This is a genomic window from Acidobacteriota bacterium (assembly GCA_028875725.1).
Lineage (GTDB): Bacteria > Acidobacteriota > Thermoanaerobaculia > Multivoradales > Multivoraceae > Multivorans.
Map to the genome: position 1 here is coordinate 855477 of JAPPCR010000006.1, position 21234 is coordinate 876710.

General features: G+C 68.0%; 18 protein-coding genes and 1 riboswitch. Of the genes, 8 read left to right on the top strand and 10 right to left on the bottom strand.

The genetic code is table 11. The features are described 5' to 3' along the window. Positions 1-2 precede the first annotated feature (2 nt). The 4 genes from OXI49_05530 to thiC form a co-directional block, all read right to left on the bottom strand. Positions 3-761, bottom strand: coding sequence for an ABC transporter ATP-binding protein (locus OXI49_05530; protein MDE2689956.1), 759 nt, complete (start codon positions 759-761; stop codon positions 3-5). Then, positions 758-2056 (bottom strand): ABC transporter permease, encoded by a 1299-nt coding sequence (locus OXI49_05535; protein ID MDE2689957.1) that lies wholly within the window; start codon positions 2054-2056, stop codon positions 758-760. The genes OXI49_05530 and OXI49_05535 overlap by 4 nt, the downstream gene beginning before the upstream one ends. A 92-nt stretch (positions 2057-2148) precedes the next feature. Further along, positions 2149-3207, bottom strand: coding sequence for a phosphotransferase (locus tag OXI49_05540; protein ID MDE2689958.1), 1059 nt, complete (start codon positions 3205-3207; stop codon positions 2149-2151). 133 nt (positions 3208-3340) lie between these two features. Then, positions 3341-5245: a phosphomethylpyrimidine synthase ThiC gene (gene thiC, locus OXI49_05545; protein MDE2689959.1), complete on the bottom strand. Its 1905-nt coding sequence runs from the start codon at positions 5243-5245 to the stop codon at positions 3341-3343. Continuing rightward, positions 5236-5367, bottom strand: a riboswitch (TPP riboswitch). Its footprint overlaps the gene before it by 10 nt. A 133-nt stretch (positions 5368-5500) precedes the next feature. On the opposite strand from thiC, the gene aceE reads away from it, so the two are divergent. The 7 genes from aceE (at position 5501) to OXI49_05580 (ending at position 14674) form a co-directional block, all read left to right on the top strand. Further along, positions 5501-8191, top strand: coding sequence for a pyruvate dehydrogenase (acetyl-transferring), homodimeric type (gene aceE / locus OXI49_05550; GenBank protein ID MDE2689960.1), 2691 nt, complete (start codon positions 5501-5503; stop codon positions 8189-8191). Continuing rightward, a complete protein-coding gene (gene aceF, locus OXI49_05555) occupies positions 8188-9477 on the top strand; it encodes a dihydrolipoyllysine-residue acetyltransferase (GenBank protein MDE2689961.1) in 1290 nt (429 codons plus the stop codon). Before aceE ends, aceF begins: the two co-directional genes overlap by 4 nt. A 10-nt stretch (positions 9478-9487) precedes the next feature. Further along, positions 9488-11332 carry a dihydrolipoyl dehydrogenase gene (gene lpdA / locus OXI49_05560; GenBank protein MDE2689962.1) on the top strand — a complete coding sequence of 615 codons (1845 nt, stop codon included), beginning with the start codon at positions 9488-9490 and terminating at the stop codon, positions 11330-11332. Between the two features lie 13 nt (positions 11333-11345). Then, the gene (locus OXI49_05565) at positions 11346-11711 is read left to right on the top strand and encodes a S4 domain-containing protein (protein MDE2689963.1); all 366 of its coding nucleotides are present in this window, start codon (positions 11346-11348) and stop codon (positions 11709-11711) included. Between the two features lie 37 nt (positions 11712-11748). Continuing rightward, entirely contained in the window at positions 11749-13581 is a 1833-nt protein-coding gene (locus OXI49_05570) for an ABC transporter substrate-binding protein (protein ID MDE2689964.1), read from the top strand. A gap of 362 nt (positions 13582-13943) precedes the next feature. Continuing rightward, positions 13944-14276: a type II toxin-antitoxin system PrlF family antitoxin gene (locus OXI49_05575; protein MDE2689965.1), complete on the top strand. Its 333-nt coding sequence runs from the start codon at positions 13944-13946 to the stop codon at positions 14274-14276. Beyond that, the gene (locus OXI49_05580) at positions 14273-14674 is read left to right on the top strand and encodes a type II toxin-antitoxin system VapC family toxin (GenBank protein MDE2689966.1); all 402 of its coding nucleotides are present in this window, start codon (positions 14273-14275) and stop codon (positions 14672-14674) included. The genes OXI49_05575 and OXI49_05580 overlap by 4 nt, the downstream gene beginning before the upstream one ends. On the opposite strand, the gene OXI49_05585 is transcribed toward OXI49_05580, so the two are convergent. After that, positions 14652-15602, bottom strand: coding sequence for a hypothetical protein (locus OXI49_05585; GenBank protein MDE2689967.1), 951 nt, complete (start codon positions 15600-15602; stop codon positions 14652-14654). The genes OXI49_05580 and OXI49_05585 overlap by 23 nt on opposite strands. Before the next feature lie 63 nt (positions 15603-15665). On the opposite strand from OXI49_05585, the gene OXI49_05590 reads away from it, so the two are divergent. Next, entirely contained in the window at positions 15666-16349 is a 684-nt protein-coding gene (locus OXI49_05590) for a glutathione S-transferase (GenBank protein MDE2689968.1), read from the top strand. 16 nt (positions 16350-16365) lie between these two features. Here the strand turns inward: OXI49_05590 and OXI49_05595 are convergent, their stop codons facing one another. From OXI49_05595 to OXI49_05615, 5 genes are all read right to left on the bottom strand, one after another. Beyond that, positions 16366-17043 (bottom strand): hypothetical protein, encoded by a 678-nt coding sequence (locus OXI49_05595; protein ID MDE2689969.1) that lies wholly within the window; start codon positions 17041-17043, stop codon positions 16366-16368. 8 nt (positions 17044-17051) lie between these two features. Further along, the gene (locus tag OXI49_05600) at positions 17052-18026 is read right to left on the bottom strand and encodes a M28 family peptidase (protein ID MDE2689970.1); all 975 of its coding nucleotides are present in this window, start codon (positions 18024-18026) and stop codon (positions 17052-17054) included. A 23-nt stretch (positions 18027-18049) separates the two neighbouring features. Then, positions 18050-18898 (bottom strand): phytanoyl-CoA dioxygenase family protein, encoded by an 849-nt coding sequence (locus OXI49_05605; GenBank protein ID MDE2689971.1) that lies wholly within the window; start codon positions 18896-18898, stop codon positions 18050-18052. Positions 18899-18966: 68 nt separating this feature from the next. Next, positions 18967-20037, bottom strand: coding sequence for a M48 family metallopeptidase (locus OXI49_05610; protein ID MDE2689972.1), 1071 nt, complete (start codon positions 20035-20037; stop codon positions 18967-18969). After that, the gene (locus OXI49_05615) at positions 20034-21077 is read right to left on the bottom strand and encodes a YjgN family protein (GenBank protein MDE2689973.1); all 1044 of its coding nucleotides are present in this window, start codon (positions 21075-21077) and stop codon (positions 20034-20036) included. The genes OXI49_05610 and OXI49_05615 overlap by 4 nt, the downstream gene beginning before the upstream one ends. Positions 21078-21234: the final 157 nt, after the last annotated feature.

The following is a 21234-nucleotide window of genomic DNA, read 5'->3' on the forward strand; positions in this document are numbered from 1 at the left end:
CCTTACTCCGTCGTGTCGTCGGCGGTGACGTAGTGGACGAAGATGTCCTCGAGGTAGTGCTGCGACGTCGCCGCGCGCAGCCCTTCGAGGCCGTCGCAGGCGCGGATCCGCCCCTTGTCGATGATGGCGATCCGGTCGCAGAGCCGTTCGGCTTCGCTCATGATGTGGGTCGAGAACAGGATCGTCTTGCCCTCGTCGCGCAGTTCCTGGATGCCCTTCTGGAGGTCGAGCGCGTTTAGCACGTCGAGGCCGACGGTCGGCTCGTCGAAGATCAGGACGGGAGGGTCGTGGACGACGGTGCGGGCGATCGAGACCTTCTGCTTCATGCCGGTCGAGAGCTTCTCGATACGGGCCCCGGCGTACTCGCCGAGACCGAAGCGCTCGATCATCTCCTCGACACGGTCCCTGGTTCGCGCAGCCGGGTACTTGTTGACCCGGGCGAACAGGGTCAGCGTTTCGCGCGCGGTGAGCCGCGGATAGAGCGCCGTGCTCGCGGAGTAGAAGCCGAGATTGCGGCGCACCTCGACCGGGTCGGAGACGACGTCGTGCCCGAGCACGCGGGCGGTCCCGGCCGTCGGCTGCAGCACGGTCGAGATCATCCTGAGCGTCGTCGTCTTGCCCGCGCCGTTGGCGCCGAGCAGTCCGAAGATCTCGGAGTTGCGGCACTCGAAGTCCACCTCCTGGACCGCGTTGACCTCGCCCCGGGACTGGTCGAAGAAGTTCTTGGACAGGCCCTGGACTTCGACCTGGACTTGGCTCACGCTCTACCTCCCGCCGGTCGGCCTCGCTGGCGCAGGAACTGGAACAGGTTGCCTTCGAAGGAGGCGGTGGCGATCTCCTCGACCCGCAGGATGCGCGACGCAAGCCACAGGCAGGCCGCGATGGCGGCGGCGTTGGCGAGCACGGTGATCGCCAGCTGCAGCCAGAGCACGTTGCCGGCGATCGCCTGGCGAAGCAGCAGCACGACGTTCACGACCGGGATGCCCGCCAGCACCGGCGTGAACGTCATGCTCGGGTCGTTCAGCAGCAGGACCGGGAGGATGACCGCCAGGATGACCGGCGTGACCATGGACTGACCTTCCTTGAAGGTGCGGGCGAAGGCGGCGAGGATCATCATCGCGGCGGCGATGAGAGCGCCGAGCAGGACGGCCGTCAGGAGAAGGACCGGCAGCGAGGTCAGAGGCAGCTCGAAGGCGAAGCCGCTCCCGTCTCCACCCCCGATTCGGGCGAGGAGCGGCCCGAGGAAGGAGCGGAAGGAGACGACCATGGCGGCCGCGTTGAGGGCTCCGGCGACAAGGCCCATCGTGGCCACGTAGAGGTACTTCGCGGTCACGATGTGAATGCGCCGCGTGGCGAGCGTGCTCGTGGTCTCCCAGGTGTTCCGCTCGCGCTCGCCGGCGGTCGAGTCGATGGCCGGGTAGACGCAGCCGTTCGCGATCATGAGGACGAAGAAGAGCGGGATCATCATCCCCATCACGAACTGCCCCATCTGGCGGCCGGTGGCGAGGTTGTTCGAGCGCACGTCGAAGACCTGCCACTCGGCGCCGCCGAGGCCGTGCTGTTCGGCGAGCCGGTCCAGCCAGGCCGATCGTTCCGCCGAGAGCGCCCTTTCCAGCCGCCCTCGGGCGGCCTGCGACTGGTCGCTCGAGCCGTTGCTCAGCAGTGAAACGTCGGCGTTGCCCGGAGGATTGACGGTGGTTTCGAAGATCAGGGCGGCGTCGAGTCCGCCGGTCAGCAGGCGGTTCTCGACGTCCTCGCGGTAGGCGGCGGCGCCACCGGCGGGCGGCGCCTCGACCTCCGTGATCTCGATCCGTCCTTCGTCTTCCTCTAGCCGTTCGAGCAGGCCCCGGTGTTCCGCGGGCAGACCCGCGATCTCGACCCGCGAAGCGAAGCTCTCGAAGCGGGCCGTGACGAAGAGGATGCCCGAGAACATGATCCACATCATCAGCGGGTACATCAGGAGCGGGATCAGGATCCCGTTGATCAGGACGGAACGCTCGCGCAGGGCCGACCTGAGTTCGCTCAGGTACAGCAGGCGGATGGTGGTCCAGTCCATTCGGGTGGAGTGGGGCGGGCGGGAGTATAGGCCGCGAGTTCCGACTTTCTACGTCCGAGGCCCGACCGGGTTCTCAGCGGCGGCGGTCGAGTTCAGGCTCGCTGAGCGGCTTCCCAGGCCAGTCCGGCCGTCCGCGGCACCGATTCGCCGACTTCCTTCGCATGGGCGCTGGCGGCGGTGCCGTCGCGTACCCGTCCGGCAATGCCCTGGGCAATGCCGGCGCTGCGGAACAGGTTGTAGGCGAGGTAGAAGTTCCAGTGCGCGATGGCGTCGCGGCCGGTTCGCCGGCAATAGGCGTCGCGGTACGTCTCGAGGGTCGGGATGCCGATCGCTTCGAGGTCGCGGCCCTTGAGCCCGCCCTTGTCCTTCGGGATCTCCCACTGCATCGTGTGGTAGCTGAAGTCGGCCAGCGGATGGCCGAGCGTGCCCAGTTCCCAGTCGAGAATGGCGATCACCTCGGCCCGCTCCGGGTGCAGGATCATGTTGTCGAGCCGGAAGTCGCCGTGGACGATCGTCGTCTCGTCGCTCTCCGGGATGTTCGCCGGCAGCCACTCGATCAGCGCGTTCATCGCCGGGATGTCGCGGGTCTCAGAGGCGAGGTACTGCTTCGTCCAGCGGTGGATCTGGCGCGCGAAGTAGTTGCCCGGCTTGCCGTAGGTCTCAAGTCCGACGGCCTCGTAGTCGACGGCATGCAGGCGCGCGAGCGTCCGGTTCATCGCGTCGTAGATGGCGAAGCGCTCGGCAGGCTCCATGCCAGGCAGCAGCGCCTCCCAGAGGATCCGGCCCTTCACGTGCTCCATCACGAAGAACATCGTGCCGACGACCGACTCGTCGGTGCAGAGGCAGTAGGTCCGCGGCACCGGCACGTTCGTGTCGCGCAGCGCCGTCATCACCCGGTACTCGCGGTCGACGGCGTGCGCCGAAGGCAGCAGCTTCCCCGGCGGCTTGCGGCGCAGCACGTAGCTCTTGCCGCCGGCCTCCAGCAGGTAGGTGGGGCAGGACTGGCCGCCCTTGAACTGCTGGACCCGGAGGTCGCCCGAGAACCCCTCGACGTGTTCTTCGAGGTACCGCTGCAGCGGCTCGAGGTCGAAGCTGAGACGCTCCGCGACCTCCCGGGTCCCCGAAAACTTCTCCTGGCGGCTTTCCGTCATCGGCGGCGAGTCTAGGAGCTTGCGCCGTTCAAGCGCAACGTAGTGACTGCTCGGCGCAAGCGCCTGGAGAGGTGGGGGCTGGGGCCAAACACGCCGCTTGCGACGGGTTTGGCGGCGGTAGCGCGCAGGCGGCCTACTTGGCCGGAACGTAGACTTCGCCGCCGGCCTTCTTGAACTCCCCGGCCTTCTCCTTCAACCCGGCGGCGACGGCTTCCGCGTCCTCGAGCCCCTTCTCCGCGGCGTAGTCGCGGATCTGCTGGGTGATCTCCATCGAGCAGAACTTGGGGCCGCACATGGAGCAGAAGTGGGCCACCTTGGCGCCTTCCTGGGGCAGGGTTTCGTCGTGGAAGGCGCGGGCGCGCTCCGGGTCGAGCGAGAGGTTGAACTGGTCCTCCCAACGGAACTCGAAGCGGGCCTTGGAGACGGCGTTGTCCCGGGCCTGGGCGCCCGGGTGGCCCTTGGCCAGGTCGGCGGCGTGGGCGGCGATCTTGTACGTGATCACGCCTTCGCGGACGTCCTCGCGGTTGGGCAGACCGAGGTGTTCCTTGGGGGTGACGTAGCAGAGCATCGCGGTGCCGAACCAGCCGATCATCGCGGCGCCGATGCCGGAGGTGATGTGGTCGTAGCCGGGGGCGATGTCGGTCGTCAGCGGCCCGAGGGTGTAGAACGGCGCCTCATCGCACCACTCAAGCTGCTTGTCCATGTTCTCCTTGATCATGTGCATCGGCACGTGACCGGGGCCCTCGTTCATCACCTGGACGTCGAAGTCCCAGGCGCGGCGGGTCAGTTCGCCCTGCGTCTTGAGCTCTGCGAACTGGGCTTCGTCGTTCGCGTCCTCGATCGAGCCGGGCCGGAGCCCGTCGCCGATCGAGAAGGAGACGTCGTATGCCGCCATGATCTCGCAGATGTCGTCCCAGTGCGTGTAAAGGAAGCTCTCCTTGTGATGGGAGAGGCACCACTTGGCCATGATCGAGCCGCCGCGGCTGACGATGCCGGTGCGCCGCTTCGCCGTCAGCGGCACGTAGCGGAGCAGGACGCCGGCGTGGATCGTGAAGTAGTCGACGCCCTGTTCGGCCTGTTCGATGAGGGTGTCCCGGAACATCTCCCAGGTCAGCTCCTCGGGCCGGCCGTCGACCTTCTCCAGGGCCTGGTAGATCGGCACGGTGCCGATGGGCACCGGCGAGTTGCGCAGGATCCACTCCCGGGTCTCGTGGATGTTGCGGCCGGTGGAGAGGTCCATCACCGTGTCGGAGCCCCAGCGGATCGCCCAGACCATCTTCTCGACCTCCTCCTCGATCGACGAGGTGACGGCCGAGTTGCCGATGTTCGCGTTGATCTTGACCAGGAAGTTGCGGCCGATCGCCATCGGCTCGAGTTCCGGGTGGTTGATGTTCGCGGGGATGATCGCGCGTCCTCGGGCGACCTCGGAGCGCACGAACTCGGGCGTGATCGTCTGCGGGATCGTGGCGCCGAAGCTCTCCCCGGCGTGCTGGGCCGCGATCTCGCCGGCGATCTGCTCGCGGCGCTGGTTCTCGCGGATGGCGATGTACTCCATCTCCGGCGTGATCTCGCCGCGTTTGGCGTAGTGCATTTGCGTTACGCGGGCGCCGGCTCGGGCTCGCAGCGGCCGTCGGCCGGCGGTGAACCGGACGTGGTCGAGCCGCGGGTTCGCGGCGCGCTCGCGACCGTAGCTGGAGGAGACGTGGTCGAGTTGCTCGACATCGGCGCGCGCTTCGATCCAGGGTCGGCGGATCGGTTCCAGGCCGCGGCGAACGTCGATCTCGACGGTCGGGTCCGTGTACGGCCCCGATGTGTCGTAGACAACGACCGGCGGATTCTCCTCTCTCGGCCCCAGGGCGGTCAGGCCGCTTGCGGCGGACGGACCCGCGCCGGCGGTCGTCGGCGACTGGGAGATCTCGCGCATCGGGACGCGGATCGACGGATCCGAGCCCTCGACGTGGACCTTGCGCGAGTTGGGGAGGGGATCACGGCTCAGCAGGGGGGCCGCGCTCTGCGGGATTCGGTCGGCAATCGTCATGGCTGCATTCCCTACGTCGGTGTCAACCGTTTCAGGTTCGAAGGCTTCCGCGTCCAGGCTCGGCGACGGAGCCAATCCAACGCGGTCTCAGGCTGTCGTTCCAGCCACACCCAGCGCGCTAGACCATAGCAGCCGTGGAATCCGGCGCTGCTCCCCGCCGTTGTTCCGAGCCCGCCTGGGGTGCCCTGGGCGGGTAGAATCGAAGGTTCCCGGGGTCGCGCGAGCATGCGCCGAAAGCCCTTGGGCGACAAAGAGATGGACATGGATCCCACGAACAGGCCCGGAGCGGACACGGCGCGCCAGGACATCGATCCGGCTGAAACCGCCGAGTGGCTGGAGGCTCTGGAAGCGGTCATGGACCGCGAGGGGCCGGAGCGGGCGCACTTCCTGCTCGAGGCCCTGGTCGATCAGGCTCGACGCTCCGGGGCGTACCTTCCGTACAAGGCGACGACCGCCTACCTGAACACGATTCCGGCCAGGGCGCAGGAACCGCTGCCGGGCGACGCGGAACTCGAGTGGCGGATTCGCAGCATCATCCGCTGGAACGCGATGGCGATGGTCGTGCGCGCCAACCACGACTACGAGGGACTTGGCGGGCACATCGCGTCCTTCGCTTCCGCCGCCACGCTCTACGACGTGGGCTTCAACCACTTCTTCCGCGCGCCCTCCGAGGACCACGGCGGCGACCTGGTCATGATCCAGGGTCACTCTTCGCCGGGCATCTACGCCCGCGCCTTCCTGGAGGGCCGGCTGAGCGAGGAGGAACTGCTCCGTTTCCGGCGCGAGTCACAGCCGGGCGGGCTGTCGTCCTATCCGCACCCCTGGCTGATGCCGGGGTTCTGGCAGTACCCGACCGTGTCGATGGGACTCGGACCGCTGATGGCGATCTTCCAGGCCCGGTTCATGAAGTACCTGCACAACCGCGGTCTGGTCGACACCGAGGGCCGCAAGGTGTGGGCCTTCATGGGCGACGGCGAGATGGACGAGCCGGAGTCCCTGGGATCGATCTCCCTTGCGTCGCGGGAGAACCTCGACAACCTGATCTTCGTCGTCAACTGCAACCTGCAGCGGCTCGACGGCCCGGTTCGGGGCAACGGCAAGATCATCCAGGAGCTCGAGGCGGTGTTCCGCGGCGCCGGCTGGAACGTGATCAAGCTGGTCTGGGGGTCGTATTGGGATCCGCTGCTGGCGCGCGACCGCCACGGGCTGCTGCGGCGGCGCATGGAGGAGGCGGTCGACGGCGAGTACCAGGCGTACAAGGCGAGCCAGGACGGCGGCTTCGTGCGCGAGCACTTCTTCGGCAAGTACCCGGAACTCAAGGCGATGGTCGCCCACCTGACCGACGAGGACATCTGGCGGCTGAACCGTGGCGGCCACGACCCGCACAAGATCTACGCGGCCTACGCGGCGGCGGTGAGGCACACCGGGCAGCCGACGGTCATCCTGGCGAAGACGGTCAAGGGCTACGGCATGGGCGAGGCCGGCGAGGGGATGAACGTCACCCACCAGCAGAAGAAGATGGGCCTGCGGGCGCTGATGGGCTTCCGGGATCGCCTCGACATCCCGGTCTCCGACGAGGATCTGGAAGAGACGCCGTTCTACCGGCCGCCGGAGGACAGTCCCGAGATCCGCTACATGAAGGAGCGCCGCGAGGCGCTGGGCGGCTACCTGCCGGCGCGGACCTTCGCCGCGACACCGCTCGACGTGCCGGAACTGGACGCCTTCGACGCCCTGCTGCGGTCCAGCCGCGGGCGCGAGTTCTCGACCACGATGGCGTTCGTGCGCCTGTTCACGCTGCTGACGCGAAACCCCGCGATCCGCAACCGCCTGGTGCCGATCGTCGCTGACGAGGCGCGCACCTTCGGCATGGAGGGCATGTTCCGGCAGCTCGGCATCTACGCGCCGACCGGCCAGCTCTACGAACCGGTCGACGCCCACAAGATCGCGCCCTACAGGGAGGCTCGAGACGGTCAGATTCTCCAGGAGGGAATCAACGAGGCCGGCTCGCTCTGCTCGTGGATGGCGGCGGGAACCTCGGCGGCCAACCACGGCTTCCACATGATCCCGTTCTTCATCTTCTACTCGATGTTCGGCTTCCAGCGGGTCGGCGACCTGATCTGGGCCGCGGCCGACATGCAGGCGCGGGGCTTCCTCATCGGCGGCACGTCGGGGCGGACGACGCTCAACGGCGAGGGCCTCCAGCACCAGGACGGCCACAGTCATCTCACCGCCTCGACGGTGCCGAACTGCGTCTCGTACGACCCGACCTACGCCTACGAACTCGCAGTGATCCTCCAGGACGGCCTGAGGCGGATGTACGCCGAGGAGGAGCCGGTCTTTTACTACCTGACGACGCTGAACGAGAACTATGAGCACCCCAGGATGCCCGCCGGCGCCGAAGAGGGCATCCGGCGCGGCCTGCACCGGATCCGGCCCGGCTCGCGCCATCGGATGCGAGCCACGCTGCTGGCCTCGGGAGCGATCCTGCGTGAGGCGGAGGCCGCGGCCGAGATGCTGGAGGAGGACTGGAAGGTGTCCGCCGAAGTGTGGTCGGCAACCAGCTTCAACGAGCTGCGGCGCGACGGCATCGAGGTGGAGCGCTGGAACCGCCTCCATCCGGGCGAGGAGAAGAAGGTGTCCTACGTCCGCCAGTGCCTCACCGGGCGCGGCGGCGTGACGGTTGCAGCGAGCGACTACATGAAGGTCTACACGGACCAGATCCGTGCCTTCGTCCCGGGTCCGTACCGGACGCTCGGCACCGACGGTTTCGGCCGCAGCGACACGCGCGAGCAGTTGCGGGCCTTCTTCGAGGTCGACCGCCGGCACATCGTGGTCTCCGCGCTGGCCTCGCTGGCCGAGAACGGCGAGATCGATCCCGAGGCGCCATCCAGGGCGATCGCCGCCTACGGCATCGACCCGAACGCACCGAACCCGGCCACCGCGTGAGTGAGACCCTTTCCGTCGTCGTTCCCGACATCGGCGACTTCGATTCCGTCGATGTCGTCGAGGTCCTGGTGGGGGTCGGCGACGAGGTCTCGGTCGACCAGTCCCTGATCACGCTCGAGAGCGACAAGGCGTCGATGGAGGTGCCGTCTCCGGCGGCGGGCCGGGTGGTCGAGATCGCGGTGGAACTCGGCGGCCAGGTCGGCGGAGGCGATCTGATCCTGACGATCGAGCCGGCGGACACGGTTGCGAAAGCCGAGGCGGAGGCCCGGTCGGAGCCGGTTGCAGCCTCCGCGCCGCCCGCACCGCCGCCCGTTGCCGAACCGCGGCCGGCGGGCGGTGGTCGCCGGCCGCCGCCCCCCGCGGCCGACGGGCCGGCCGCGACTTCGGCGCCGCCCCACGCGAGCCCGGCGGTGCGGCGCTTCGCCCGCATGCTCGGCGTCGACCTGCGCAGGGTCTCCGGCAGCGGCGCCAAGGGACGCATCCTGCGCGAGGACGTCGAGGGCTTCGTCAAGGAGGTGATGACGGGTCGCGGACCGCAGGTTGCCGGCGCCGGCATTCCGCCCGTCCCGGAGGTCGACTTCTCGAAGTTCGGGCCGGTCGAGCAGAGGCCGCTTAGCCGCATCCGCAAGCTCTCGGCGGCGAGCCTCCACCGGAGCTGGCTGAACGTGCCGCACGTGACCCAGCACGACGAGGCAGACATCACGGATCTCGAGGCCTTCCGCCGGGCACATCTCGACGAGGCCCGCGAGCGCGGCGTCCGGCTCACCCTGCTGGCCTTCCTGATGAAGGCGGTGGCGGCAACGCTTGTCGAGTTCCCGGAGATGAACTCGTCGCTCGCCCCGGACGGAGAGTCCCTGGTTCTCAAGCGCTACTACAACCTGGGTGTCGCGGTCGACACGCCGGACGGCCTGGTCGTGCCCGTGGTGCGCGAGGTGGACCGGAAGACCGTCTACGAACTGGCCGGCGAACTCGGCGAAGTCAGCGGCCGGGCGCGCGAGCGGAAGCTCCGGCCCACCGACATCCAGGGCGCCACGTTCACGATCTCGAGTCTCGGAGGCATCGGCGGCACCGCCTTCACGCCGATCGTCAACGCGCCGGAGGTCGGCATCCTGGGCGTGTCGCGCTCCGTGCGGCGGCCGGTCTACGTCGGCGCGGGCCTCGCGCCCCGGCTCATGCTGCCGGTTTCACTGTCGTACGACCACCGGGTGATCGACGGCGCCTACGCGGTGCGCTTCACGACCCACCTGTGTTTGGTGCTCTCGGACATCCGCCGGGTCGTGCTCTGACGCTGGCGAGATGGCCGAACCGATTCGCATCGTCGTACCCGACATCGGCGACTTCGACTCCGTCGATGTCGTCGAGGTCCTGGTCTCTCCGGGGGAGCACGTCGACATCGACGCGGGTCTGATCACGCTCGAGAGCGACAAGGCGTCGATGGAGGTGCCGTCGCCCCACTGCGGCGTCGTCCTGGAAGTCGCGGTCTCGCTCGGCGATAAGGTGGGGGAGGGGGACCTGATCGTCGTGCTCGACGCCGATGACGAGTCGCACCCCGATCATCGGGCGGAGAGGCCGCGGCATCCGCATGCGCCGCCGCCGGCGTCCGGGAGGAGTGCCGCCTTGGAGACCGGCGCGGAGTTGGCCGCGCAGGGCGCGGAAGAAGAGTCGGCGGCGCCTGAAGCGGCGGTCGGCCCTGCCGTCGCCGCGCCGCGAGAGGTCGACGCCGAAGTCCTGGTCCTCGGCGCCGGCCCCGGCGGTTACACCGCGGCCTTCCGCGCTGCCGACCTCGGTCGCCAGGTCGTGCTCGTCGAACCGCACGCGAACCTCGGCGGCGTATGCCTGAACGTCGGCTGCATCCCCTCCAAGGCCCTGCTGCACGCGGGCCGCGTGATCGACGAGGCGGCCGAGTTCGCGGCTCACGGCATCGACTTCGGGCAGCCCGAGATCGACCGGGCGCGCCTGGCGGGCTGGAAGGAGGAAGTCGTCGGCCGGCTGACGGGAGGCCTGGCCCAGCTCGCCGAGCGGCGCACGGTCGACGTCGTGCGCGGCCACGGTCGCTTCGTCGGTCCGCACGAAGTCGAGGTCGCGGACGCGGACGACGGCCGCCGCACGCTGACCTTCGGCCAGGCAATCGTCGCCGTCGGCTCGCGTCCGGCGATGATTCCGGGCCTGCCGGAAGGCGACCCGCGGGTGTGGGACTCGACCGACGCGCTGGAGCTCGACCCTGACTTCGCGCCCGACGGCAAGCTGCTCGTGATCGGCGGCGGCATCATCGGCCTCGAGATGGCGACGGTCTACGCCGCTCTCGGTTACCGCGTGACGGTCGTCGAGCTGTTGCCGCAGCTTCTGACGGGCGTTGACCGCGACCTGGTCCGTCCGCTCCAGCGTCGCCTCGCCGGCCGCCTGGAGGGGATACGCACCTCGACCCGGGTGACCGGTGTCAAGGCGCAGAAGAACGGTCTGTTGGTGGCGATGGAAGATGACAACGGCGAGTCCCGCTCGGGCCTCTTCGCGCGAGTCCTCGTCGCGGTCGGCCGCCGGCCGAACAGCGACCGTTTCGGCGCGGAGGCGGCCGGCGTTCGGATTGACGAACGGGGTTTCGTGCCGGTCGACGATCAGCAGCGCACGAACGTGCCGCACATCTTCGCGATCGGCGATGTGGTGCCCGGTCCGATGCTGGCGCACAAGGCGACCCACGAGGGAAAGGTCGCGGCCGAGGTCGCGGCGGGGGAGAAGAGCGGCTTCGAGGCGCGGGTCATTCCGTCGGTCGCGTACACCGATCCGGAGGTGGCCTGGGTCGGCCTGACCGAGACGGAGGCGCGCGAGAACGGCACGGCCTACGAGAAGGGCGTCTTCCCCTGGGGCGCCTCCGGCCGGGCGCTGACACTAGGCCGGCCCGAAGGGCTGACCAAGCTGCTCTTCGATCCGTCGAGCGGCCGGGTCGTCGGCGCCGGCATCGTCGGCACCAATGCAGGCGACCTGATCGCCGAAGCGGCGCTGGCGATCGAGATGAACGCGGACGCGGCCGATCTGGCGCTGACCGTGCATCCGCACCCGACGCTCTCGGAGACGGTCGGCTTCGCCGCCGAGGCCTACGAAGGCACCATCACCGACCTCTACCTGCCGCGGCGCGGGAAGCGGTGACGCCGCGGTCGACGTGAGCCGCCTCGACAAGTGGCTCCAGGTGTCGCGGATGTTCCGCGCCCGCTCCAGGGCGACCGAAGCCTGCGTCGCCGGCCGGGTGACGGTCAACGGACAGCAGGCGAAGGCGCACCGTCAGCTAAAGGTTGGCGACCGGATCGAGTTCAGGATTCGCGACTGGAAGCGGGTTCTCGTCGTACGTGAACTGAGAGACAAGCCGCTGCCCAAGGCGGAGGCGCCGCGGCTCTACGAGGATCTGAGTCCGCCGAAGCCGGAGCCGCGCAAGCGCGATCCGTTCCTGGTGCCGGAGCCGGCGCGAAGACGCCGCGGCGCCGGCCGCCCGACCAAGCGCGACCGGCGGCGGATCGACCGCCTGCGCTGACCAAGCGCTGCCGGGGCCGCGCTACAGTTCCGCCACTATGCCCAGCAGATCGCTTCCGCTTCGAACCGCCGCCGTTCTCGTCCTCATCGGGTTCCTGACGCTCCTCGCGGCCGCTTGCACCGGTCCGCTGCCGGAGCGCTCCACGGGTCCCTCGGGCCCGGCATACGACCCCGCTACCGACCCGCTCGTCAACCCACCGACGCTGACCGAGCCGTACCCGTTCGATCGGCCGGAAGTCGTTGCGCGGGACGACACGCTGGTGCGTTACATGCTCGGCGATCCGCGCACGCTGAACCCGATTTTCGCCATCTTCTGGGAGGACTACTACCTCTCGAGCGCGCTGTTTCAGGCGCTGACGACGCGCAACGCGGACATGACGACGGTGTGGAACCAGACCATGGTCGAAGAGGGCGTGATGGCGGACGACTGGAAGAGCGCCCGCGTGCGCATCCGGCCGGGGCTGACCTGGCACGACGGCAGGCCGTGGACGATGCACGACCTGAAGTTCACATACGACATGGTGGCCTCGGACGACGTGCCGGCGGCGATGTACAAGCACGACGTCGACCAGGTCGAGCGGATCGACGTGATCGACGACCTGACGGTCGAGTTTCACTTCAAGGACGCGCTGGTCACGAACATGCTGGCGATGCGGGTCCCGCCGATTCCGCGCCACATCTGGAACAACCCGGAAGAGCTGGCGAACGACCCGACGATGCGGAGCAGCGAGTACTTCAATCACTACGCGCGCGAGGAGGTCATCGGCTCGGGCCCCTTCAGGTTCGTGTCCTGGACCCTGACCGACAAGATCGTCGTCGAACGCTGGGACGACTTCCCCGACGCCGCCCGCGTGGCACCGTTCAAGAGGGTGATCTACCGGCCCCAGAGCGACCGCAACCTCGGTCTGCTCCTGTTCAAGAAGGGAGAGCTCGACGAGTACTGGTTCACGCCGCAGCAGTTCGCCACCCAGAGCAACGACGAGGAGTTCGAGCGGTTCGGCGTCAAGGGCTGGGCGCCGGCGCGGCGTATCTCGAGGATTGGCTGGAACCAGGACGGCAGCAACCCGTTCTTCACCGATGTTCGGGTGCGGCGGGCGATGACCCATGCGTACGACCAGAAGCGGGTGATCCGCGACGTGACCTACGGCGTCTACCTCGAGACGGACCAGCTCTGGGACAAGGAGCACATGGGCTACAACCCGGACGTGCCGAAGTACCCGTTCGATCTCGCGCGCGCCGGCGAGTTGCTGGACGAGGCCGGTTGGCTACCGGACCCTGACGACGGCTGGCGCTACAAGGAGATCGGCGGCGAGAAGGTCAAGTTCTCGTTCGAGCTCGAGCTCGCGCAGACCTTCGCCGATGCGGTCAAGATGGCCGACATCTACCGCGAGGATCTGCGGAGCATCGGCGTCGAGCTAACGCTCCGCCAGTACGAGAACGCGACCCACGAACAGCACCTGCTGGAACACGAGTTCCAGGCCCATGCCGACGCCGACGAGGTGACCACCGACCCGGACCAGTGGACGATCCGGCTGCACTCGACCAGCTACGACAACGCCCGCAACTACGTCGGCTACAAGAGCGACCGGGTCGATGAGTTGCTGGAACGCGGCCGGCGCGAGTTCGAGCCGGAGGCTCGCGCCGCGATCTACCGCGAACTGGCCTACGTCGTCGCCGAGGATCAGCCGTTCACGATGATGTGGAACTACTCCGAGATCCGCGCCTTCAGCAAGCGCCTCCGCGGCATCGAGTTCGCGCCCTCCGGCGTCTTCCTGTTCCAGCCGACTCCGCCCCCCGGCAGCGACTGGTGGACCAGCCCCGGCTGGTGGACGCACCGCGACGACGTCGCCGCGTACGCCTCCGGCGGCTGAGGCGTCGGTTGCACCCGCCCGTGCGGAGGCCGTGGAAAGGGGTCCCTGCGGACGCAGCATCCGCGCGTCCGCGAGCGGACGCACGGACTGCGACGCGCGTGACGCGGGTCGCGCCACGTGGGTGCGCGCCGGCTTGGTGGATGAGAAGTCGGGCGCTCGCTTCGGTCGACTGCGCTCCGCTCTGTCGTGGGCTACTGGGGGTTGACCGGCAGTCGCTTGTCTCCAGCCCGCAGGGACCCCTTCCCACGGCCTCCGCACGGGCTGGAAGCTGCGCGCTGCGAGGGGCGTCCGCGTCCTAGCGAGTCCGTGTAGCTAGCCGCGGGTGCCTTGCGTATGGTTCATGGGTAAGGCAGACTAGCGGGATGAAAGTACAGCAGCCAACTCGCTTGCCGGAATCGACGATTACTTCCCGGGGGCAGACGACCCTTCCCAAGCAGGTGCGCGAAGCGCTTGACCTGAAGGCGGGGGACAAAGTGCGCTACCTCATCTGCGACGGGGAGGTCCGCATCGCGCCTGTATTGCCGATCGAGCGGCTGCACGGCATTCTGAAGTACGACGGCCCCCCCATGAGCCTGGAGGACATCGAGAGAGGGATCATCGAGGGGGCCTGCCGCAGTGCGCTGGGGGACGACTGGTCGCCGGAAACGCCAGAGGAAGCGGAACGGGTCGCCGTCGGAGGCGCCGGTCGTAAGTGATCGCTCTCGACACGAATGTCCTCCTTCGGTTCTTCCTCCGGGACGACGAGGAGCAGGGGGAAGCGGCGGAGAAGCTGATGCTGCAGTTGACGCTCGACGAGCCGGGGTTCGTCAGTCGAGAGGTTCTGGTCGAGCTGGTTTGGGCACTGGAGTACACCTTCCGTTTTGGGCGAGAGCGGATCGCAAGCTTCCTCGATCAACTCGTCCACGTTGCGGCGGTCGAGATCGAAAGCGCGAGCGACGTAGTGGAGGCCACAGGCGGCTATCGTCGTGGCGGCGCCGACTTCGCCGACCGGATGATCGCGGCCGCGGCTCGACGGGCCGGGGCGGTGCCGCTTTACACCTTCGACCGGAAGGCGGCGCGGCTGCCGGGGGTCACTCTGCTGGAGCCTGGCTAGCCCGTTTCTCGTTGGTCCGCGCGTACTCGAGGATGTTCAGCAGGCCGTAGTTGCCCTCGTGGCAGGCGTACTCGAAGATCGCCTGGTCTGACTTCTTCATTTCGACGCGGGCGCTCCAGCGGCGCTCGAAGGACTCCGGGTCGTCGATCGTGTACTCGTAGAGGAGGGTGTCCTCGTCGTAGCGGGTGAAGCGTTCGGTCAGGAGCATGTTGCCCCCGGAGCCGGCGAAGCTGATCCGGGGATCGAAGTTCCAGGTCTCGACGACCAGGGTCTCGCCGTCCCAGTGGCCGCGCGAATCGCCCTTGAACTGGCGTACGTGCTCAGGCAGACGGGGCTGGTCGTCGAGGGGGACGATCCGGGTGTCGTGGACCATCTCGTTGAGCAGCGCGACGGTGTCCGGCGTTACGAGGATCAGCACGTTGTTGTTGTAGCCGCCGGGGTTCATCGGCGGTCCGGCGTTGAAGCCCATCAGGCAGCGTTCCCAGAGGTTGCGGTCCTCGGGACCGGCCGGCGGGCTGGCGCGCAGGTCGCGGCGTTTCTCAGCTCGGCGCCGGCCGTCTTCGGTCATCGGCGGGATGCGGCCGTTCGGCGGGTCGAAGATCAACGAAGTGCGTCGTGACGGTTGCACGTTGCGCCCGTGGTCGAGCCAGTACGGGGCGTGGACGCTCGGGCTCCGCTTCTGGGCCTCGGCGCGGCGCGCGATCGTGTCGCGTTCGAACTGGGCCGCCTCCTCGACGGTGAAGTACTCCTTTTCGGCATGGGCCGCGGGTCTCTGGAGCGGTGTGGCGGTGGCGAAATCCCACAGCCCGTCGATGTCGCCGGGCGGGGACCAGGCCGAGCCCGCCTGGGCGCAGAGCGGGGCGCTGGACACCGCGGCCAGTACCAGGACGGCCGGGAGGAGATCGCGCTTTCTTCTGGTGGTGGACACCGGCGTTCAGAATAGCGCCTGCACCGCCTCCGTCAACCCGGTTGGGTGTAGGCTCCGCCGCCCATGCCGCAAGCGCTCACCCTCGTCATCGGCAACAAGAACTACTCGTCGTGGTCGCTTCGGCCGTGGGCCCTGATGACCGAACTCGGCATCCCGTTCGCCGAGCGGATGTTGAAGTTCGACTCGGAGGACTGGGAGGCGAACATCGGACGCCTGTCTCCTACGCGCCTCGTACCCGTGCTCTGGGAGGGCGATCCGGGGAGCGGCTTCGCCACCTTTGACACCTCGGCGATCGTCGAGCGGCTGGCCGACCTCTATCCGGACCGTGGCCTCTGGCCGGCGGATCCGCGAGCCCGGGCCCGCGCCCGGTCCCTGGTCGCGAACTTCCACTCCGGCTACGCGGCGCTGCGCTCGGCGATGCCGATGAACATCCGCTCGCACCACCCGGGTAAGGGACACGAGCCGGAAGTCATCGCCGATATCGAACGGCTGACCGCCCTTTGGGGCGATGCCCGCGCCGAGTTCGGCACGCGGAGTCCGTACCTGTTCGGCAACTTCTCGGCCGCCGACGCCTGCTTTCTGCCGGTCGCGTCGCGGTTCGCCACCTACGATCCTCCGCTGGACCGCGAAGCCCAGGACTACTGCCGCGCCCTGCTCGACACGATGGCGATGCGCGAGTGGAGCCGGGCAGCCCGGCTGGAGACGGAGTTCGTGCCCATGGACGAGCCCTACGCCGATCCTCCCTGACGAGGCGCTTCGCCGATCAGGGTAGGACCAGAGGCCCCAGGACCGAGCCCCACAGGGCAATGCCGAGGGCAACCCCGAGCAACGGCGGCACGACGGCGCGCAACCTCTGGCCGCGAGGAAACCCGGTGACGAGGAACCAGTAGCTGAGCACCAGGCAAATGAGCCCGGGCAGAACGGCAAGCGACGCGGGGACTCCCGTGATCGCCGCGAAGTTGGCTTCGTCCTGGTTTCCCCTGAATCCGCCACCAAACAGGTCGATCGCGATCACCGGAATCGCCGCTATACCTTGCAGAGGAGCGACGAATCCGCTCCCGAGAACCAGCGAAAGGGGACCGGGACCGTATCTCTGGACCCAGAGCACGAAGCCAATGGCCGTCAGGTAGGAGACGATCGGCCCCGCGGCGGCGCTCAAGGCCACCTGCCACGGTTCGGCAATCGCGGCCGCCGCCTCGACATCTCCGGCGCGCCAGAGCCGGCGGAACTCGCTGGAACCTGTCCAACTGACCGAGGCGTAGCGCAGGACGTTGTCGGGGAATCCACAGGCGACGTTGACGGCGAAGTGCCCCAGTTCGTGAAGCTGGATCCCGATGGGAGCGGCGATCGCGCCACCGGCCAGCCCGGCCAGCCACTTGCCGCCTCGCAACCACTCGCGGAACGGGATCTGCGCTGTTCCCTGGGGCTCCGTGTCCGGCACGGTTCCCCTTACAGAGACCGGTCCAACTCAAGCACAAGCGCCACGACCAGGTCGTGAAGGTGGTTCATCGCAGCTTCACTGACGTGCTCGATTGTGTCTCTGCTCGAGTGGATGATCCGGAAGACCTCGGGCACGAAGCCCTCGCGGAGCCCGGACTGAGCGCCCAGGTTCAGCGCGAGCCACATCTGATGCGACGCAGCGGCGTCGTTCACGGCGACCGAGACGTTGGGGATTCCCGCGGCCTGAAAGGGACGATCGTCGCTCGGGGGATAGCGGGGGAAACCCATGCACGTGAGCTCGCTCGTGGCGCAGGCGACGCGGAGGCTCCGGTAGACCGTGTCGTTTCCCTCGTGGGACGTCGGTCCGTACATCAACGTCTCGTCGCCGACGACCACGTCGACGTTGACCATGGCGGCGACACGGGCGGTGTCTTCCGCCTGGACGTAGGCCTGAGAGCCGAGGAGCCCGGCTTCCTCGAGGTCGAAGAGAACGACCCGGACGCGGTGGCTCAACTCGTGTCGTTTCAGGGACTCCGCGACCCTGGTGAGGACGACCGAGGCCGCGCCGTTGTCCACGGCGCCCCCGACGACCGTGCCGTCCTGGAGCCGAGCCACGTCGTAGTGCGCGCCGACCACGATGTCGCGAGGTCCTTCGCCGACCGTGGCGATCAGGTTCTTCCCTGTTACTCGCGGTTGCCGTTCACTCGCCGTAGCCGGGAATTCATGTACTTCAGGATCGAGCCCCCGCTCACGAAACATGCCGAGCAACTCGTCTCCGCGATCCACCGTCTCGCGGCCGACGATCCGACCCAGATCGTCGAGCAGGCCGGTCAGCGGGCCTTGCCGCGGTTCTGCCGGGATCGGCGGGCTTTCCGGGCCCGGGGCGGCGATGTTGGAGCACGCCAGCGCCATGCAGGCGCACAGCGCGGCGAGTGCCTTCCGGCGGTGGCGGGCGCGGTGGCCGCCGGGGTGCGCTGCGCTCATGAGCACCTCCCGTTCCGTGGTCGTCAGGCGCCCTCGCCGGCGATCACCTCGACCTGGTCCTGCGGCGCGTAGAAGTACGAGCCCGGCCGGAAGTCGTAGCCGAGGTCGCCGAGCAGGCGTCGCTGCCGCGGCGTGCAGCGCTCCAGGACTTCGGGGGTGGGCTCCGGGTCGTAGGTGCGCAGGAACAACTGGCAGTAGTTGTAGAGGATCGTCTTGCGTGCGCGTGGCGACGCGTTGACGGACGGGCCGTGCCAGAGCGAGTGCGGGAAGAGGATGCAGTCGCCTGCCTTGCCCTTGAGCTGGACAGCGCCCGGCGTCTTCGGCCCCGGCGCCGGGTAGGGCCGATCGGGGAACGGGCGCATGTGGCTCCCGGGGAAGACGGTGAAGTTGCCGCTGTCGTCGTCCGTGATGTCGGAGAGCAGGTACATCCCCTTCATCGCCAGCGGCAGGCTGGTTTCGGTGACCCGGATGCGGCGGAGCGCCTCGCCGCCGTCGGTGTGGGTGTAGCCGGGCCACCTGGGATTGACCGGCCGCACGATCGCCTGGCTCATGCTGAGCACGACGTATGGGCCCATGATGTCGGTGACCAGGTCGAAGACGGGCGAGGCGTCCATCAGGTCGAGGAACGCCTGGTCGTAGTGGAGCAGGACCCGGCGGTCCATGAAGCCCTCAGGGTCGCGGTCGACGGCGTGGTCGAGCCAGGCGTAGTGGCCGAGCGGTCCGTCGGGGTTCGGCTCCCAGCCCGGGAGCTGCCGGACACGGTCGAGTTCGGCGTCGAAGAACGCGACCTGCTCAGGTGACAGGGCCTGTTCGACGCGGATGTAGCCGTCGATCGCCCACTGTTCGCGTTGGGCCTGGGTCAGTTTCTGCATGCCGGGTCTCCTGCTGGGGGCCTCGTGTAGATCGTGTCGCTAGAGAGTATGCCGGTGTTTCGCACCGGTCACTCGAGGACCTCCGAGCCCTCGCGGATCCCTTCGGCGGCGTCCTGGGCCTGCCGCCGGCGTTCCTCGGTGCCTGGGTGGCTCGCCAGCCAGTTCGGAACGCCGGAGTCGGCATGGGCCTCTTCAAGGCGCTGGAGGACGTCTCCGAGTCGAGTCGGCGGGATGTCGTTCCGAAGCAGGTACTCGATAGCGAACTGGTCGGCCTGACGTTCAAATGTACGCGAGTAGCGCTGGGCGATCAGGTGGTCCGGTCCCAGGATGGACAGCGCGGCGAGCGACGCATCGCCGGTGAAGGCTGTCCAGATGACGAGCATCGAGGATGTCTGGGCCAGTCCGCGCATCACGTGCCGGCCGGCCACGTGACCCACTTCGTGGGCCAGTACCGCAGTGATCTCCTCGTCGTGTTCGGCCAGGGCGATCAGTTCATCCGTGAGAACGACGGTGTTTCCCGGCAGGGCGAAGGCGTTTGGCCCCAGACCGGGCGCGGCGAAGAACTGGAGGTCCAGGTCCTCAAGGCCCGCTTCCCGACCCATCGCTTCTGCGATAGCCCGGAGTTCGTTCTGGCGGCTTGACTCGAGTTCCGACGAATCGAGGACTCCGAGTATGGGGAGCATCGCCAGGAGGTTGTCGCCGATGACCGCCTCGGCCTCGGGAGGTGTGATCGCGACCATGACCGTGGCCACGGCCGGCGCTCCCCATTCCGTGAAGGAGTAGAGGATCGCGGCGGTGACGGCGAGGGCGACAGCCGCTCCGCGCCAGGTGCTGTCGAGCCGATGGAGCAGGCGTTCGAAGCGTCGGGCGCGAGAGGGTGGCTGGCTTTCCGCCCGATCCCGCATCACGTCCAGTCCGTCGTTGTCACGGACTTCGCAGAGCGCCCCGTCCGGCAGGAGCAGATGCCGGGGCGTGTTTGCGATGCGGTTGGGAATCCGGACCTCGGTCATGGCGTAGAGAAGACGCGACTTGATGCCGTCGATGGTGACGATGAGGATCCCGTCGGGAGTCGTCGTCAGCTCGGCTTCCCTTCGGGCGGATGTCCGCCCGTCGTAGTAGTGGCAGGGAACGGAAGTCATATCCCTATTTCCAGGCCGAACTCGCCGGCCGCCTCCGCGCCAGTGGCGGCGACGCGCTGTGTCTCGCCCGCTTCGAAGGTCTCGGGGCCTTCCTTCTGCATCACTTGGCACTGATCCACGACGTAGCGCAGTACCCGGATCCGCGCGAAGGGCACGAAAAGCCCGAACGTGGCGACGATCAACGCTGCGTTGCTCGCATACAGCCAGAGCATCCTCGGAAAGGAGAGGTCGAGCCGGAACTCGTTCTCGCGGAGGCGGGTGTTGCTCCAGCGGTAGCTGAGCAGGCGGGTTCGCAGGTAGGCGAGGATGAACAGGGTGGCGGCTGCCGCTATGGCAAGCGAGCCTGCAAAGAACAACCTCATGTCGAGGGCCGAGGCGCCGTTGTCCGGACTCGCGCCAAGACTGATCGCGGCCATCAGGAGGAAGAGGCCGAAGACACCACCGACGTAGAGAAGGAAGAGGACGACCGCGGTAGTGAGATACGCCTTGTAGTAGGGGCGGATCCGTCCAACGAAGCTGAACGGCGTGCTGCCGAACCTGGACTCGGTGACCAGGAAATCGTCACGCTGCCGCACGGTAAGGGGTCTCGCCAGGCCGAGAGTGACGATCGAAGCGGCCCAGGACAGCGGATACCAGACGGCGGCGTCCCAGTACTTGCCCTGAAAGTCAAAGGCGATGCCCCGATATCTGGAGTTGCGCATGTGGAAGGACCGGGCCCGGACCACGACCCACGGCACTAGCGGCATGAGAATGAGGAGGGCGGCGTAGTAGTACACGATGGAGATGCGCTGGGCCAGCGAGACCGGCACGAGGACGAGGAGGAGCAGCAGCCGGCCCCGCAGGATCGCAACCGGGTTCGCCGTGTAGTCGAAGGCGTCGTCGCCGAGCCATACGTTGCCGTACAGGTAGCGTCGCGCTCGCACCTTCGCCCAGGCCGAGTAGATGCCGAGGGTCAGCAGCGTCAGCGCGACGTTGACGATCCAGACGCGGAAGTACTCCCAGCCGTCCGCGGTGAAGCGCAGCGCCCGGGCCTGGGACATCGTCGACCGTAACCTCTTTGTTTTCAAGGGTTGCGGAAAGTACGGGAAGCGATACCATGCGTCATGCAGTCGCCGCCTGTTGCGTTCCCTGCCCCCTCCGTTCGGGTATCATGCCTGAACGGATTTCGGGTAGCGAGCCGGCTTGGCGGTCACTGGC

Excerpts from the sequence above, each read along its gene's own strand:
- OXI49_05605 (MDE2689971.1), bottom strand. The coding sequence starts at position 18,898 with ATGCAGAAACTGACCCAGGCCCAACGCGAACAGTGGGCGATCGACGGC.
- OXI49_05600 (MDE2689970.1), bottom strand. The coding sequence starts at position 18,026 with ATGAGCGCAGCGCACCCCGGCGGCCACCGCGCCCGCCACCGCCGGAAG.
- OXI49_05575 (MDE2689965.1), top strand. The coding sequence starts at position 13,944 with ATGAAAGTACAGCAGCCAACTCGCTTGCCGGAATCGACGATTACTTCC.
- OXI49_05570 (MDE2689964.1), top strand. The coding sequence starts at position 11,749 with ATGCCCAGCAGATCGCTTCCGCTTCGAACCGCCGCCGTTCTCGTCCTC.
- OXI49_05535 (MDE2689957.1), bottom strand. The coding sequence starts at position 2,056 with ATGGACTGGACCACCATCCGCCTGCTGTACCTGAGCGAACTCAGGTCG.
- thiC (MDE2689959.1), bottom strand. The coding sequence starts at position 5,245 with ATGACGATTGCCGACCGAATCCCGCAGAGCGCGGCCCCCCTGCTGAGC.
- OXI49_05590 (MDE2689968.1), top strand. The coding sequence starts at position 15,666 with ATGCCGCAAGCGCTCACCCTCGTCATCGGCAACAAGAACTACTCGTCG.
- aceE (MDE2689960.1), top strand. The coding sequence starts at position 5,501 with ATGGACATGGATCCCACGAACAGGCCCGGAGCGGACACGGCGCGCCAG.
- lpdA (MDE2689962.1), top strand. The coding sequence starts at position 9,488 with ATGGCCGAACCGATTCGCATCGTCGTACCCGACATCGGCGACTTCGAC.
- OXI49_05540 (MDE2689958.1), bottom strand. The coding sequence starts at position 3,207 with ATGACGGAAAGCCGCCAGGAGAAGTTTTCGGGGACCCGGGAGGTCGCG.
- OXI49_05610 (MDE2689972.1), bottom strand. The coding sequence starts at position 20,037 with ATGACTTCCGTTCCCTGCCACTACTACGACGGGCGGACATCCGCCCGA.
- OXI49_05615 (MDE2689973.1), bottom strand. The coding sequence starts at position 21,077 with ATGTCCCAGGCCCGGGCGCTGCGCTTCACCGCGGACGGCTGGGAGTAC.